General features: G+C 69.0%; 13 protein-coding genes. 6 read left to right on the forward strand and 7 right to left on the reverse strand.

Annotation, left to right across the window (positions count from 1 at the left end):
- Window positions 1-23 precede the first annotated feature (23 nt).
- The 4 genes from recR to FHR96_RS05090 all read right to left on the reverse strand — a co-directional run bounded on the left by recR (window position 24) and on the right by FHR96_RS05090 (window position 4,451).
- On the reverse strand, window positions 24-629 hold the full coding sequence (recR, locus tag FHR96_RS05075) for a recombination mediator RecR (protein ID WP_183386586.1): 606 nt from the start codon (window positions 627-629) through the stop codon (window positions 24-26).
- Between the two features lie 95 nt (window positions 630-724).
- Window positions 725-1,051, reverse strand: a complete 327-nt coding sequence (locus FHR96_RS05080) for a YbaB/EbfC family nucleoid-associated protein (protein WP_183386587.1) — start codon at window positions 1,049-1,051, stop codon at window positions 725-727.
- A 75-nt stretch (window positions 1,052-1,126) separates the two neighbouring features.
- Complete coding sequence (dnaX, locus tag FHR96_RS05085; RefSeq protein WP_183386588.1) at window positions 1,127-3,226, reverse strand: DNA polymerase III subunit gamma/tau; 2,100 nt, start codon at window positions 3,224-3,226, stop codon at window positions 1,127-1,129.
- Window positions 3,227-3,371: 145 nt separating this feature from the next.
- Window positions 3,372-4,451, reverse strand: a complete 1,080-nt coding sequence (locus FHR96_RS05090; protein WP_246392786.1) for an endonuclease/exonuclease/phosphatase family protein — start codon at window positions 4,449-4,451, stop codon at window positions 3,372-3,374.
- Between the two features lie 131 nt (window positions 4,452-4,582).
- On the opposite strand from FHR96_RS05090, the gene FHR96_RS22570 reads away from it, so the two are divergent.
- Window positions 4,583-5,620, forward strand: coding sequence for a sodium:calcium antiporter (locus tag FHR96_RS22570; protein ID WP_183386589.1), 1,038 nt, complete (start codon window positions 4,583-4,585; stop codon window positions 5,618-5,620).
- An 82-nt stretch (window positions 5,621-5,702) separates the two neighbouring features.
- On the opposite strand, the gene cysK is transcribed toward FHR96_RS22570, so the two are convergent.
- The 3 genes from cysK to FHR96_RS05110 all read right to left on the reverse strand — a co-directional run bounded on the left by cysK (window position 5,703) and on the right by FHR96_RS05110 (window position 8,766).
- The gene (cysK, locus tag FHR96_RS05100) at window positions 5,703-6,674 is read right to left on the reverse strand and encodes a cysteine synthase A (protein WP_183386590.1); all 972 of its coding nucleotides are present in this window, start codon (window positions 6,672-6,674) and stop codon (window positions 5,703-5,705) included.
- Window positions 6,675-6,698: 24 nt separating this feature from the next.
- Complete coding sequence (locus FHR96_RS05105) at window positions 6,699-7,733, reverse strand: histone deacetylase family protein (protein WP_183386591.1); 1,035 nt, start codon at window positions 7,731-7,733, stop codon at window positions 6,699-6,701.
- Between the two features lie 121 nt (window positions 7,734-7,854).
- A complete protein-coding gene (locus FHR96_RS05110; protein WP_183386592.1) occupies window positions 7,855-8,766 on the reverse strand; it encodes a LysR family transcriptional regulator in 912 nt (303 codons plus the stop codon).
- 106 nt (window positions 8,767-8,872) lie between these two features.
- Here FHR96_RS05110 and FHR96_RS05115 point away from each other — a divergent pair, with 106 nt between their 5' ends.
- From FHR96_RS05115 to FHR96_RS05135, 5 genes are read left to right on the forward strand one after another with little or no spacing between them, the layout of a single operon-like run.
- A complete protein-coding gene (locus tag FHR96_RS05115; protein WP_183386593.1) occupies window positions 8,873-10,243 on the forward strand; it encodes an aminotransferase family protein in 1,371 nt (456 codons plus the stop codon).
- Between the two features lie 5 nt (window positions 10,244-10,248).
- Window positions 10,249-10,950, forward strand: a complete 702-nt coding sequence (locus tag FHR96_RS05120) for a CoA transferase subunit A (RefSeq protein WP_183386594.1) — start codon at window positions 10,249-10,251, stop codon at window positions 10,948-10,950.
- Complete coding sequence (locus FHR96_RS05125; RefSeq protein WP_183386595.1) at window positions 10,940-11,593, forward strand: 3-oxoacid CoA-transferase subunit B; 654 nt, start codon at window positions 10,940-10,942, stop codon at window positions 11,591-11,593. The genes FHR96_RS05120 and FHR96_RS05125 overlap by 11 nt, the downstream gene beginning before the upstream one ends.
- Window positions 11,593-12,873 (forward strand): ArgE/DapE family deacylase, encoded by a 1,281-nt coding sequence (locus FHR96_RS05130; RefSeq protein WP_183386596.1) that lies wholly within the window; start codon window positions 11,593-11,595, stop codon window positions 12,871-12,873. The genes FHR96_RS05125 and FHR96_RS05130 overlap by 1 nt, the downstream gene beginning before the upstream one ends.
- Window positions 12,870-14,048, forward strand: a complete 1,179-nt coding sequence (locus tag FHR96_RS05135) for an acetyl-CoA C-acyltransferase (protein WP_183386597.1) — start codon at window positions 12,870-12,872, stop codon at window positions 14,046-14,048. Before FHR96_RS05130 ends, FHR96_RS05135 begins: the two co-directional genes overlap by 4 nt.
- Window positions 14,049-14,092 lie beyond the last annotated feature (44 nt).

Consider the following 14,092-nt stretch of genomic DNA (forward strand, 5'->3'; position numbering starts at 1 on the left):
ACATGGCAAGGGTGGCAAGGCGGTCACTCGCCCTGAAAGGGCAGCCGGCCGTTGAAGGCCCGGCTCAGGGTGCCGCCGTCGACGTATTCGAGTTCGCCGCCCATGGGCACGCCATAGGCGAGGCGCGAGAGCTTGACGCCCAGCGGCGCGAGCTGGGCGGCGATATAGTGGGCCGTGGCCTCGCCCTCGACGGTGGGGTTGGTGGCCAGGATGACCTCCTCGACGCCGGCCTCGGCGACTCGCGCCTCCAGCTGATCGAGGCCGATGTCCTCGGGGCCGATGCCATCGAGCGGCGAGAGGTGGCCGTGCAGCACGAAGTAGCGACCGCGGAAGCCGCCGGCCTCCTCGATGGCGAGCTGATCGGCGGGAGACTCCACCACGCACAGCACGCCATCGTCGCGCCGCGGGCTGGCACAGATGCCGCACAGCTCTTCCTCGGTGAGGGTGCGGCAGCGCTGGCAGTAGCCGACCGCCTCGAGGGCCACGCCGAGCGACTCTACCAGGCGCCGACCACCATCGCGGTCACGCTCGAGCAGGTGCATGGCCATGCGCTGGGCGGTCTTGGGGCCGACGCTGGGCAGCACCCGGAAGGCCTCCATCAGCCGTTCGACCAGGGGAGAAAAGCTCATGGATCGTCAGGACTCAACTCTCGTCAGGCGGCGGGATGAGCGCCCTGCGAAGACGCCGTGCCGGCACTCATCCCTCGTGTCGTGAACGAGATGCCTCAGAAAGGCATCTTGAACCCGGGCGGCAGATTCAGGCCGGAGGTGGCATCTTCCATGAGCTGCTTGGAGCTGGCCTCGACCTTGCGCACGGCGTCGTTGACCGCGGCGGCCAGCAGATCCTCGAGCAGCTCCTTGTCCTCTTGCATGACGCTCGGGTCGATGTCGACCTTGAGCACGTCGTGGCGACCGTTCATGGTGATCTTGATCATGCCGGCCCCGGCTTCGCCATGCACCTCGGCCTTGGCGACTTCCTCCTGGGCCTTCTGCATTTTCTCCTGCATCTCCTGGGCCTGCTTCATCAGGTTGCCCATTCCACCCTTCATCATGATGACGTCCTCTCGATTGGATGTTCCGCTCGGCCGCCGCGGCGGCCCTTGTCTGTTCGGGTCGTTCGGTCCGGTTCAGCGGCGTTCCGCCGCCTCGGCGGGCTTCACCGTGGTCTCGATCAGCCTGGCGCCGAAGGCCTGCTGCAGCTTCTGCACCTGGGGGTCGGCCTGCAGCGCGGCCACCGCCTCGGCATGGCGCTCGGCGGCTAGCCGATCGGCGCGCTGGCGCGGCGTCTCGATGTCCGCGGGCAGCGGCCCATCGGCGATGGTCAAGCGACGCTCGAACCCGGCAGCGGCCAACGCCTGGCGGATGCGCTCGACGTGGACCTCGGCCTGCATGGCCGCCTGGGACGGGTCGAGCCGCAGGGCCAGCGCCATGCCGTCGTCGGCTTCGACCACGCAATGGGCGGCGAGGTTGCGCGTCAGTCCGGACAGGCCCAGCGAATCGAAGCGCTCCAGCCACACGGCGTGACTCAGCTCGCCCGCGGTGGCTTCGGCGGCGGTTGCGGTAGCCGGTGCCTCGGCAGGCTCGGGTGCGGCATGAGACGCTGGGGCCTCGACGGGCGCAGGCTCAGGAGCCGGTTCGGGCTGTGGCTCGGGCGCTGCGGACTCGGATGTCGCGGGTTCAGGCGACGCTGTTTCAGGAGATGGTTCGGGCGCAGGCGCCGCCGGAGCGGGCGCTTCCTGTGCAGGCACGTCCTGTACAGGCACGTCCTGTACAGGCACGTCCTGAGCTGCGTCCTCGATCCAGAGCGGCGGCTCGGGCACCGGCTGCGGCTGGCCAGCGGGCTCGGAAGTCTCGGCAACGTCGACCGGCACAGGCGCAGGCTCGGGCGCGAGGCCGGGCTGAGGGGCCGATGCTTCGGAAGCGGGTGCGGGTTCGGCCATGGGCTGCGGTGCAGCAGCGCCAGGCGCGGCGGCCTGTGCCGTTGCGGCGGCGGGAGCACCACTCGGCGCCGCAGCGACGCTGGCGGCTTGATCGCTGCCACCCGGCTGTCCGGCGCCGCCTCCGGCCGCGGGCGCCCCGCCATCGCCGCGCATCGGCAACGGGGTCTGGGCCGGCTTGGGCACGCCCTGGGGCCGAAAGGCCAGCATGCGCAGCAGGGTCATCTCCAGGGCGGTACGCAGGTCCGGCGCATGAGCCATGTCGCCGCGGCCCTGGATGCCGATCTGGTAGTAGAGTTGGATGTCCTCGGCGGTGAAACGCGCGGCCAGCGCCAGCAGCATCTCGCGGTCGCCGTGGCCGTTGTCCAGGGCGTCCGGGACCATCTGCGCTACCGCCAGACGGTGCAGCACGCCGGTGACGTCGTCGAGCACCCCGGCGAAGTCCGGGCCCTGCTCGGCCAGGGCGGCGACCTCGGCCAGCACTCGGGCGGCATCGACCTCGGCCAGCGCCTCGAGCAGCGCCAGCACGTGGCGATGGTCGAGGGTCCCGAGCATGGCCGCCACGTCGGCATGGCGCACCGCGCCCTGGCCGAAGGCGATCGCCTGGTCGGTCAGGCTCATGGCGTCGCGCATCGAGCCCTCGGCGGCCTTGCCGAGCAGCCACAGCGCGCTCTCCTCGAAGGAGACGCCCTCTGCCTCGAGCACCTGGGAGAGATGGCCGACGATGCGTTCGGGAGGCATGTGCTTGAGCGTGAACTGCAGGCAGCGCGACAGCACCGTGGGCGGCAGCTTCTGCGGGTCGGTGGTGGCCAGCAGGAACTTCACGTGGGGCGGCGGCTCTTCCAACGTCTTGAGCAGCGCATTGAAGCTGCTGGTGGAGAGCATGTGCACCTCATCGATGAGGTACACCTTGTAGCGCCCCTGGGTCGGCGCGTACTGCACGTTGTCGAGCAGTTCGCGGGTGTCCTCGACCTTGGTGCGCGAGGCGGCGTCGACTTCGATCAGGTCGACGAAGCGGCCCTCATCGATGGCCTCGCAGCTCGGGCACTGGCCACAGGGGGTCGAGGTCACGCCCTCGTCGCCCCGCCCGCCTGCGGTGCAGTTCAGGCACTTGGCCAGGATACGGGCCAGCGTCGTCTTGCCGACCCCGCGGGTACCGGTGAACAGGTAGGCATGGTGCAGCCGGCCCTGATCCAGGGCGTTGACCAGCGCGCGCTGGACATGCTCCTGGCCGACCAGTTCATGGAAGGTACGCGGCCGCCACTTGCGGGCCAGAACCTGATAGCTCATGCAGCTCGGAATCCTTGCAGCTGGGCTGGCTGGCAGCCGAACACGAAAGCCCCGCCGGTGCCGGGCTCGCCCACCGACGGGCTTGAAAAGAGACAGTCAACATTCTACCGGGTGGCGGCCCGGGCGCAAAGCATAGCCCCGAGCCTCAACCGCTGCACAGCCGGCCGCTGTCGCGGATGTCGGCGAGACGGCCGGCGGCGATGCCGTCGATGCGGGTGAGTTCCTCGCTGCCTGACCAGGGACGCCCGGCGACGATGGCCGCGGCGCGGGCCGGTCCGATATGCGGCAAGACCTCCAGCTCGGCGCGGGAACTGGCATTGAGGTCGACACAGCCGGCCGTGGAGCCGCGAGACACGCTGCCGGCACCTGCGACCACGTCGGCGCCGGGCGGCAGGGATTCCAGCTCGCCCTGGTGCAGTGCCAGGTAGACCGGGGCATGGTCGGAGACGCTCTCGCGGGCCTCGTCATGGGACAGCCCGGTCAGCGTCGGATAGCGCAGCATGCCGAGCGTTCGCGGGCTGAGACGATCCGGACGATACCAGATGTTGTCGTAGCGGCTGGCATAGCGGCCCGGCGCGTGGCCAAGCGTGGTGGCCTGATCGCTCAGGGCGGGCACCGCGCCGAGCGCCCTGAGCGGCGCCCAGGCGGGGTCATCCGGCGCCATGTTGAAGTCGCCCATCAGCATCCGAGGCGTGTCGGGATAGGCCTCGTCGAGCCATTGCCAGTAGTCGGCCAGCGCCTCGACCTCGGGCCGGCGGTCATCGAGGCCGTCGCCGTAGACCACGTGCACCGTGGCGGTGACGAAGGTGTCGCCGCTATCCAGGTCGCGAAATGTCGCCGAGAAGGGCTCGCGGGCGAAGACGTCGCCGCGATCGATGTACACCGCCCCGCCGCCGAGCGATTCGACGCGCGATTCGCGCCACAGGAAGCCGTAGTGCTCCTGGTAGCTGCTGCGCCCCACCGCGTGGCTGGCCATCGACGACCAGTCCTCGCCGGAGACGGCCTCGAGCTCGCGTTCCAGCTGCGTCAACGCCTCGCCGTCCATCAGCTCCTGCACCGCCAGCAGGTCGAAGCGCCCAGCCACCCGAGCCACCAGGTCGAGGCGTTTATCGTTGTTCCAGCCCAGATGCTCGAGGTTCCAACTGCCGATCACCGCAGCCCCGGCCAGTCCCGGGAAGACAGTCAGAGCCAGCATCAGAAATACTGCCAAGACAAGACGTTGCATGCACCCCTCCATGTCGGAAAGGCGCTATCCTGCCGGTCAGCGACGACGACATCAATATCAGCAACGGCAAATACAGTGCCCATTCCAGACTGTTAGGCTGGAGACTCGTCATTCACGGAAGGACGACCGACATGCCCCCCATCCTGATCTGGAGCCTCGTGGCCGTGGTGGCCACCGTCATCGTCTGGCGCGGCAGCGGCCTGCTGGAAACCAGCAGCGAGCGGCTGGCGGCCTACTATCGACTGCCGGACATCGTTCAGGGCGCCATCGTGGTGGCCATAGGCTCGAGCTTTCCGGAACTCTCCACCACGGTGATCTCGACCCTGATTCACGGCGAGTTCGAGCTGGGCGTGGCCGCCATCGTCGGCTCGGCGCTGTTCAACATCCTGGTGATTCCCGCCGCTGCAGGGCTTGCCAGCCGGCAGCCGCTGACCGCCAACCGCGACCTGGTGTACAAGGAGGCCCAGTTCTACATGATCGCGGTGGCAGTGCTGACGCTGACCTTCGCCTTCGCCGCCATCTATCACCCCGGCGACTCGCCAGACGGCGCCATCACCGGGGAGCTGACCCGCGGCCTGGCGCTGATCCCGGTGGCGCTCTATGGGCTGTACCTGTTCGTGCAGTACCAGGACACCCTGGAGCATGAGGGCGAGCCGCACGCCGGCGACATTCGCCCGGGACGCGAATGGGCACGGCTGGCGCTGTCTCTCGGGGTGATCGTGCTCGGCGTGGAGGGGCTGGTGCAGGCGGCGATCCACTTCGGCGAGATCTTCGACACCCCGAGCTTCCTGTGGGGCATCACCGTGGTCGCCGCCGGCACCTCGATCCCGGATGCCTTCGTGTCGATCCGCGCCGCGCGCCAGGGGCGCGGCGTGACCAGCATCGCCAACGTGCTGGGCAGCAACACCTTCGACCTGCTGGTGTGCATTCCGGCCGGCGTGCTGATCGCGGGCACGGCGATGGTCAACTTCTCGGTCGCCGCGCCGATGATGGCGGTACTCACCGCCGCCACCGTGGCGCTGTTTCTGATGATGCGCACCGGCATGGTGCTGACCAAGCCCGAATGCGCGATCCTGCTGGCGCTCTATGGCGCTTTTCTGGCGTGGATCGGAGTAGAGACCTTTGGAGTGGTCGACCTGGTGCCCAGCCTGCCGCCGCCGAAGGCGTAGATAGCCCAGCGGGGCGACAGAGCGTGAGAAAAACAGGCCCCGGCGGACGGGCGGCCGCCGGGGCTGGGGGCCGGGATGAGGCTTACTGCTCGGTCTCCAGCTCGCCGAAGCGGCCGGCGAACAGCGCCGAGGACAGGTAGCGTTCGGCGCTGTCGGGCAGCACCACGACGATATTCTTGCCTTGGAAGGCCGGATCCCGAGCCACGCGCAGCGCGGCGACCACGGCGGCACCGCAGGAGATGCCGCACAGGATGCCCTCCTCCTGCATCAACCGGTGCGCCATCTCCATGGCCTCGTCGTTGCCGACGGTCTCGACCCGATCGACCAGCGACATGTCGAGGTTGGTGGGCACGAAACCGGCGCCGATTCCCTGGATCTTGTGCGGCGCGGGCGTCGGATCCTGGCCGTCCCGCGTCTGGGTGATCACCGGCGAATCGACCGGCTCCACGGCCACGCTGGTGATCGCCTTGCCCTGCGTTTCCTTGATATAGCGCGAGACCCCGGTCAGGGTACCGCCGGTGCCCACGCCGGCGACGAAGACGTCCACTTCGCCGTCGGTATCGTTCCAGATCTCGGGGCCGGTGGTGGTCTCGTGGATGCGCGGGTTGGCCGGATTCTCGAACTGCTGGGGCAGGAAGTACTTGTCCGGCTCGGCGTCGGCCAGCTCCCTGGCCTTGGCGATGGCCCCGGCCATGCCCTTGGCCGGCTCGGTGAGCACCAGCTCGGCGCCCAGCGCCTTGAGCACCTTGCGCCGCTCCAGGCTCATGGAGGACGGCATGGTCAGCACCAGCGGGTAGCCGCGGGCCGCGGCGACGAAGGCCAGAGCGATGCCGGTGTTGCCGCTGGTGGGCTCGACGATGCTCATGCCCGGCTTGAGCACGCCGCGCTCCTCGGCATCCCAGATCATCGCCGCGCCAATGCGGCACTTCACCGAGTAGGCCGGGTTGCGGCCCTCGATCTTGGCCCAGATCGTCGCCCCCTCGCTGACCCGGTTGAGCCGGACCAGCGGGGTATTGCCGATCGAGCGGGAATTGTCGTCATAGATGCGTGCCATGGATCACTCCTTGTGATGGGCGTATTAACAGGCGGCCTCGAAGCCGGTCAGCACGTTCACGGCGTTGATGCCGATCTCTTCCACCGCATAGCCGCCCTCCAGCAGGAAGGTCGTGGGCAGCCCCAGCCCGGCAAGGCGCCGGCCGAGGGCGGTGAAGTCGTCGCTGGTCAGCTTGAAGGCACTGATGGGATCGTGTTCGAAGGCGTCGACGCCGAGCGAGACCACCAGCAGTTCGCAGCCGGCCTCGCGAATGCGCGCGAGGGCGTCGTCGAGCGCCCGGGACCAGGCATCGAAGGCGGTCCCCGGCGCCATCGGATAGTTGACGTTGAAGCCCTCCCCTCGCCCGCGGCCGGTCTCGTCGGCGTGGCCCAGGAAATAGGGGAAGCAGGTGCGTGGATCGCCGTGCAGCGAGGCGAACAGCACGTCGTCGCGCTCGTAGAAGATCTGCTGGGTGCCGTTGCCGTGATGGAAGTCGACGTCCAGCACCGCCACCCGCCCGACGCCGCGATCCAGGGCATGCTGGGCGGCGATGGCGGCATTGTTGAAGAAGCAGTAGCCGCCGAACTGGTCGCTGGCGGCGTGATGTCCCGGCGGCCGGCACAGCCCGAAGCAGGGCTCGCCGCTGGCCAGGGTGTGGGAAACGGCCGAAAGCGCGATGTCCTTGCTGGCCATGGCGGCCTCGAAGGTGCCCTCGCAGATCGCGGTATCGGCGGACATCGCGTAGTGGCCTAAGCGGCCATCGATATGCTCGGGAATGCGGTCGTCGCGCAGCGTGCGCGTCGGCCACATCCAGGCGATGGCCTCGCCGCGCTTGCCTTCCGCCTGCCAGTCGTCCCAGCAGGTCGCGAGGAAATCCACGTAGCCACGGTCGTGCACCGCCAGCACCGGCTCGAGGCCGAACGTCTCGGGCGCGCGCACCTCGCCGAGCCCCACCTCGCGTACGCGCCCCAGCACCAGCTCGACCCGCTCGGGGCACTCGTAGGGCGTCACCAGCTCGCCGCCATCGAGCTCGGTACGGGCGCGGCGCAGGCCGGTGTCATCACTGTGGAAGGTCAACATGTCGCGAGGGCTCCTGCCAGGATCGAAGAGCAGAGGTTCACCGACGGCGCCGGAAAGGCGCCGTCACCGGAACGCTAGCATGCCACCGCCGCGGCCCCGGCGACACCCTCGGCGCCTTGCCTCACTGCGGATAGACCTTCAACAGCTCCCGGCCGCTGGCTCGGATGAACTCCAGCGCCCGGGCATGCTTCCAGTCGTTCCGGTAGACCAGCCCGAAGCCGAAGTCGATCTCGGGGCGGAAAGGTAGCATCACCACCTCGTCGCGATGCGTGAGCTGGTCGGTGGCGGTAATCGGGTTCATTACGCTGATGCCGACACCGTTCGCCACCAGAGCGCTGATGGCCCCTATGTTGGCCTCGGTCTTGCCGGCGATATGAATGCCGTGCTGCGTGGCCAGATTCAGCAGCGGGTCGGCGCCGACATTGGGCTGGTTGCTGATCACAAGATATTCGTCCCGGAGATCGCCGATGGTCACCTCACGGCGCGTCGCGAGCGCGTGCCCCTTCGGCACCAGACACCGCGCATGGGTCGTCAGCCACTCCTCGACCCGCAGCACTCGGGAACTCACCGGCAGCGTCACGAAGCCGATATCGGCATGGCCCGACTCGACCTCCCGCAGCACCTCGTGGCTCGACATCATGTCGAAGCTGATGCTGAAGCCGCGATTGTCCTCGAGCAGCGTGGCGATCAGTTTCGGCACGAAGCCGAAGGCCAGCCCCGGAATGGCGGCGATGCGCAGTCGCGAGGTGCCGAACTCCTTGAGCGCCAGCACGCTGTGGCGCAGCTCCTCGATATTGCCCATCAGCCGCAGGATCTCCTCGTAGAGCTCCCGCGCCTCGGGCGTGGCGACCAGCCGGTTCTTCTCGCGCAGGAACAGCGATAGCCCCAGATTCTGCTCCAGCTGCGACAGCGAGCGGCTGACGCCGGACTGGGTGATGCCCAGGGTCCGCGCCGCCTGGGAGGCGCTGCCCGCCTCGAACAGGGTCTTGAAGATGGCGAGCGCCTTGAGGGAATGGATATTGACGTCAGGCATGATTCAAAGTCATGGAATTCGGTAAAAACATCATATATTGAAATAGAATAACGTGCCTACCTAGACTGGCGATATCCCGACCACATAACCACAACGGACCGATACCATGACGACCTCTCCCCTGTTCTACCAGGCGGGTCCCGCCATGCCGGAAGTCAGTCACGGCCAAGGCGTCTTCCTGTGGGACACCCGGGGAAAGGAGTACCTCGACGGCTGTTCCGGGGCGATTTCCTGCAACCTTGGCCACGGCCGCCAGGACATCCGCGACGCCATGACGGCACAGCTCGACCGCGTCGCTTTCACCTATCGCACCCAGTTCGAGAACGCGCCGGCCATGGCGCTGGGGAACGCCCTGGTCGAGATGACCGAAGGCGCGCTGAAGAAGGTGTTCTTCGTCTCCAGCGGCTCCGAGGCCGTGGAGTCCGCGCTCAAGCTGGCCCGCCAGTACTTCACCACCCGCGGCGAGCCCCAGCGCCGCCACTTCGTCTCGCTGCGTCCGTCCTATCACGGCAGCACCCTCGGTGCGCTCGGCGTCACCGGCTACCAGCCGCTGGAAGCTCCTTTCGCCGACATCACCTCGGGCTCGCTCAAGGTGCCCGGCCCGGACTTCTATCGCCGGCCGGAGGCGGACCGCGAGACCCATGTGCGCCGCGTGCTCGACGAGACCCGCGAACGGATCGAGACCGCTGGCGGCGACACCGTCATTGCCATCGTCGTCGAGCCGGTAGGCGGTGCCAGTACCGGCGCCCGACTGGTCGACCGGGCCTACCTGAAGGGGCTGCGCGCCCTGTGCGACGAGTTCGGCTGCCTGCTGATCTTCGACGAGGTGCTGTGCGGTGTCGGCCGCACCGGTCGCTGGTTCGCCTATCAGCACTGGGGCGTGGTGCCGGACCTGTTGACCACCGCCAAGGGCCTGGGCGCCGGCTACTACCCGGTGGGCGCTCTGCTGTGTCGCGAGGACATCGTCGAGACCGTGATGGCCGGCGGCGGCTTCCAGCATGGCCACACCTATGCCGGCAATCCCCTGGCCTGCGCCACCGGCCTGGCCGCCGTCGAGGCGATTCGCCGCGAGGGCCTGCTGGACAACGTCAACGCCCGCGGCCGGCAGCTGCAGCGGGGGCTCGAGGCCCTCAAGGCCCGCCATGACTGGATCGGCGACGTGCGCGGTCTCGGCCTGCTGTGGGGCATGGAGCTGGTCATGGATCCGGTCGGGAAGACGCCCTTCCCCGCCGATGCCAACCTCTTCGCCCGCGTCACGGCGCTGGCCAAGGAGGAAGGGCTGCTCATCTACCCGCGCCGCACCCTGGACGGCCGCGCCGGCGACCACTTCCTGGTCAGCCCGCCGTTCACCATCGACGAGGACGAGACCGTGCTGCTGCTCGAGCGCCTGGGCCGTGCCCTCGACCGGCTCGACCGCGAAGTGGCGTCGCTGCGCGACGCCCACGCCACGCCCCCCGCTCACGGCATCACAGGCTGACCCCCATGACACGGCTCAATCACAAGCACACCACGCTCGAGGCGGCCATCGCCGCCATTCCCGACGGCGCCTCGATCATGGTCGGCGGCTTCGGCACGCCGGGTACGCCCTGCGCACTGCTCGACGAACTGCTGGCCCAGGGCCAGAAACGCCTGACGCTGATCAAGAACGACGCCAACGAACCGGACATCGGCATCGGCCCGCTGATCCGCGCCGGCCGCGTCGAGCGGCTGATCACCTCGCACATCGGCCTCAACCGGGTCGCCATCGAGGAGATGAACCAGGGCCGCCTCGCCGTGGAGATCCACCCCCAGGGGCTGCTGGCCGAAAAGATCCGCTGCGCCGGCGCCGGCCACTACGGTTTCCTGACCGACATCGGCCTGGGCACCGAGATCGGCGAGGGCCGCCGCGAGATCGACTGCGACGGCCGGACCTGGGCGATCGAACCCGCCATCCGTGCCGACTTCGCCCTGGTGCACGCCGACCTGGCGGATACCTACGGCAACCTCGTCTATCGCGGCACCGCGATCAACTTCAATCCGCTGATGGCCATGGCCGCCGACCGCGTCATCGCCCAAGCCTATCGGGTCGAGGCGCCCGGCCGGCTGGCACCGGCCTCCATCCACACGCCCTGCGCCTTCGTCAGCCAGGTCGTGCAGATCGCCCCCGCCGCCGACCGACCGGGAGACCACGCCCATGCCGTCTGATCAACAACACATCCTCGCCCGCGCCGCCAAGGAGGTCGCCGCCGGGCAGATCGTCAACCTCGGCATCGGCCTGCCGACCCGGCTGTTCCACTACCTGCCGCCGGACATGGAGGTGCTGGTGCACTCCGAGAACGGCGTGCTGGGCTGCCAGCCCCTCGAGGGAGACGCCGAGCCCGACCTCGAGATGATCGACTCCGGCGGCGCCTATATCGGCACCCGACCCGGCGCCAGCGTCTTCGACAGCGCCCTGTCCTTCGCCATGATCCGCCGCAGCCGGGTCGACGTGACCTTCATGGGCGCCTTCGAGGTCGACCAGCAGGGCAACCTCGCCAACTGGAAGATTCCCGGCAAGTTCTCGCCCGGCATCGGCGGCGCCATGGAGCTGGCCCAGAAGGTCCGGCGGCTGGTGGTGCTCTGCTCGCACAACGACAAGCACGGCAACGCCAAGATCCTCCGCCAGTGCCGGCTGCCGCTGACGGCCCGGCACTGCATCTCGACGATCATCACCGAGAAGGCGGTGATGAACGTGACCGAGGCGGGCCTCGAGGTCGTGGACATCGCCGAGGGGCTCGACGTGGCCTCGCTGCGCGCGGCCACCGAGGCCGAACTGATCATCGACGAACACCGGCTGGGGAGGTTCTGATGCTGGATACCACCGAGAAACGCCTCCTCGAGCGCTGCGAGGCGCTGATGGACACCACCCTCGACCTCACCCGCGATCTGGTGCGCGGCTACAGCGTGCTGGGCCAGGAACGCAGCGTGCTCGACACCATGGAGCGCTGGTTCGAGCGGCTCGACCTGCCGGCCGAGCGCGTCGCCCTGGATGCCCCGGGTTTCGCCGATCATCCCCACCGCGCGCCCACCGAGTGGTCGAACGAGGGGCGCTACAACCTGGTCAGCCGGCTGAACCCGGACGCCGACAAGCCCCATCTGGTGCTCAACGGCCATCTCGACGTGGTGCCCGCCGAGCCCACCGACATGTGGACGCGGCCGCCCTGGGAGCCCTGGGAGCAGGACGGCTGGCTGTATGGCCGCGGCGCCGGCGACATGAAGGCCGGCATCGCCGCCATGGTGATGGCCGTGCAGGCGGTGCGCGAGAGCGGCATCGAGATCGACTTCCCGCTGACCCTGCAGACCGTGATCGAGGAGGAGTGCACCGGCAACGGCGCGCTGGCCTGCCTGCATCAGGGCTATAGCGGCGACTTCGTGCTGATCCCCGAGCCCTTCGGCGCCCAGATCTACAGCGGCCAGGTGGGCGTGCTGTGGTTCCGCCTGCGCGTCGACGGCGTGCCGGCCCACGTGCTGGACACCCGCGCCGGCAGCAACGCCATCGAGACCCTGCAAGGCTACCTGCCGGCCTTCAAGGCGCTGGAGGACGAGATCAACGCCCTGCCCCGACCGGCGCCCTACGACGCCCTGGAACACCCCTTCAACCTCAGCATCGGCAAGATCGAAGGCGGCAACTGGGCCTCCAGCGTGCCGGCCCACGCCATCCTCGAGGGCCGCGTCGGCTTCCCGCCCGGCATGCGCCCCGACGAGGTGATGGCGCGGGTGCGCGAGGTCGTCGCCGCGCATCACCGTGCGCTGGACGACGGCAGCCCCGCGCCGCGGGTCGAGTTCCACGGCTTTCGCTCCGAGGGCCACCTGGTCGACCTCGAGACGCCCGGCATTCGCCTGCTGTCGAGCTGCCACGAGGACCTCGTAGGCGCCCCGCCGGCGCACTATCTCTCGACCTGCACCACTGACCTGCGCGCCTTCCACGTCTCGGGCGGCATCAACGGCACCTGCTACGGCCCGGTTGCCCAACGCATCCACGGCGTCGACGAGTGCGTCGAGATCGACTCCATCCGCCGGGTGCTGAACACCTACGCCCTGTTCATCCATCGCTGGGCCTCCGCCAACACCGCGAGGAGCGCCTCATGAACGCCGCTTATCTCGTCGACTTCGCGCGCAGCGCCTTCACCCGCGCCCATCCCCGCAAGCCGGAGGTGGACGCCTGGTCCGACACCCGCGGCGACGTGCTGCTCGGCCGGGTGATCGACGCCCTGCTGGAACGCAACGCGGTCGAGGGCGACGCCATTCAGGACCTCGGCATCGGCTGTGCCCTGCCGGTGAAGGAGCAGTGGAGCTTCGGCGGCCGCTATCCGCTGTGGCTCTCGCAGCTCGGCAACGGCTGCCCCTCGCGGCTATTCGACCAGCAGTGCGGCTCCGGCCTGGCGGCGCTGCGCGGCACGGTGCGCGAGATCCAGGCCGGCGCCATCCAGGCCGGCATGGCCGGTGGCTTCGAGAACATGTCACGGGTGCCGATGGGCCCGAGCCTGTTCAAGGAAGGCGTGCTGACGGTGCCCGAGGCCCTGCAGGGCAAGCGCGACCTCGACCTGAGCGTGGCCATGAACATGGGACTGACCGCAGAGCGCCTGGCCCGGGAGAGCGGCATCACCCGGGAGGCGATGGACGCCTTCGCCCTGCGCTCCCATCAGCGAGCCGGGCTGGCCGAGCGGGAAGGCTGGTTCGACGGCGAGCGCCTGTCGCTGACCAACGCCGCCGGCGAGCCCGTCGACCGCGATGCCAGCATCCGCCCCGACACCAGCCTGGCACGGCTGGCCGAGCTCGACCCGGCCTTCCTCGAGGGCGGCCGGGTCACCCCCGGCAACAGCTCGCCGCTGACCTCCGGCGCCGGCGCCGCCCTGGTGATGTCCGAGAATGCGCTGGCGCAATACGGGCTCGCGCCCATGGCGCGGGTAGTCGAGGTGGTCGACTGCGGCGTGATGCCGGAGCGCATGGGCGCCGGCGCGGCGGCCGCCATCGAGCGCGCGCTCGCCGTCACCGGCCTCGGCATCGACGACATCGACGCCTGGGAAATCAACGAGGCCTTCAGCGCCGTGCCGCTCCATGCCATCGACGTCCTGGGGCTCGACCCAGAGCGCGTCAACGTGTTCGGCGGCGCCCTGGCGCTGGGCCATCCCCTCGGCGCCACCGGCATCCGCCTGGCCGGCACCCTGGCGCGAACGCTTCAACACCGTAAAGGGCGCTATGGCTGCGCGGCGGCCTGCATCGGCGGCGGCCAGGGCATCGCCCTGCTGCTCGAACGTGCATGACGCGCGCAGGCAACGGCCTGCACCGCCCCGCGACACAACACAAG

The organism is Halomonas organivorans (assembly GCF_014192055.1).
GTDB lineage: Bacteria > Pseudomonadota > Gammaproteobacteria > Pseudomonadales > Halomonadaceae > Halomonas > Halomonas organivorans.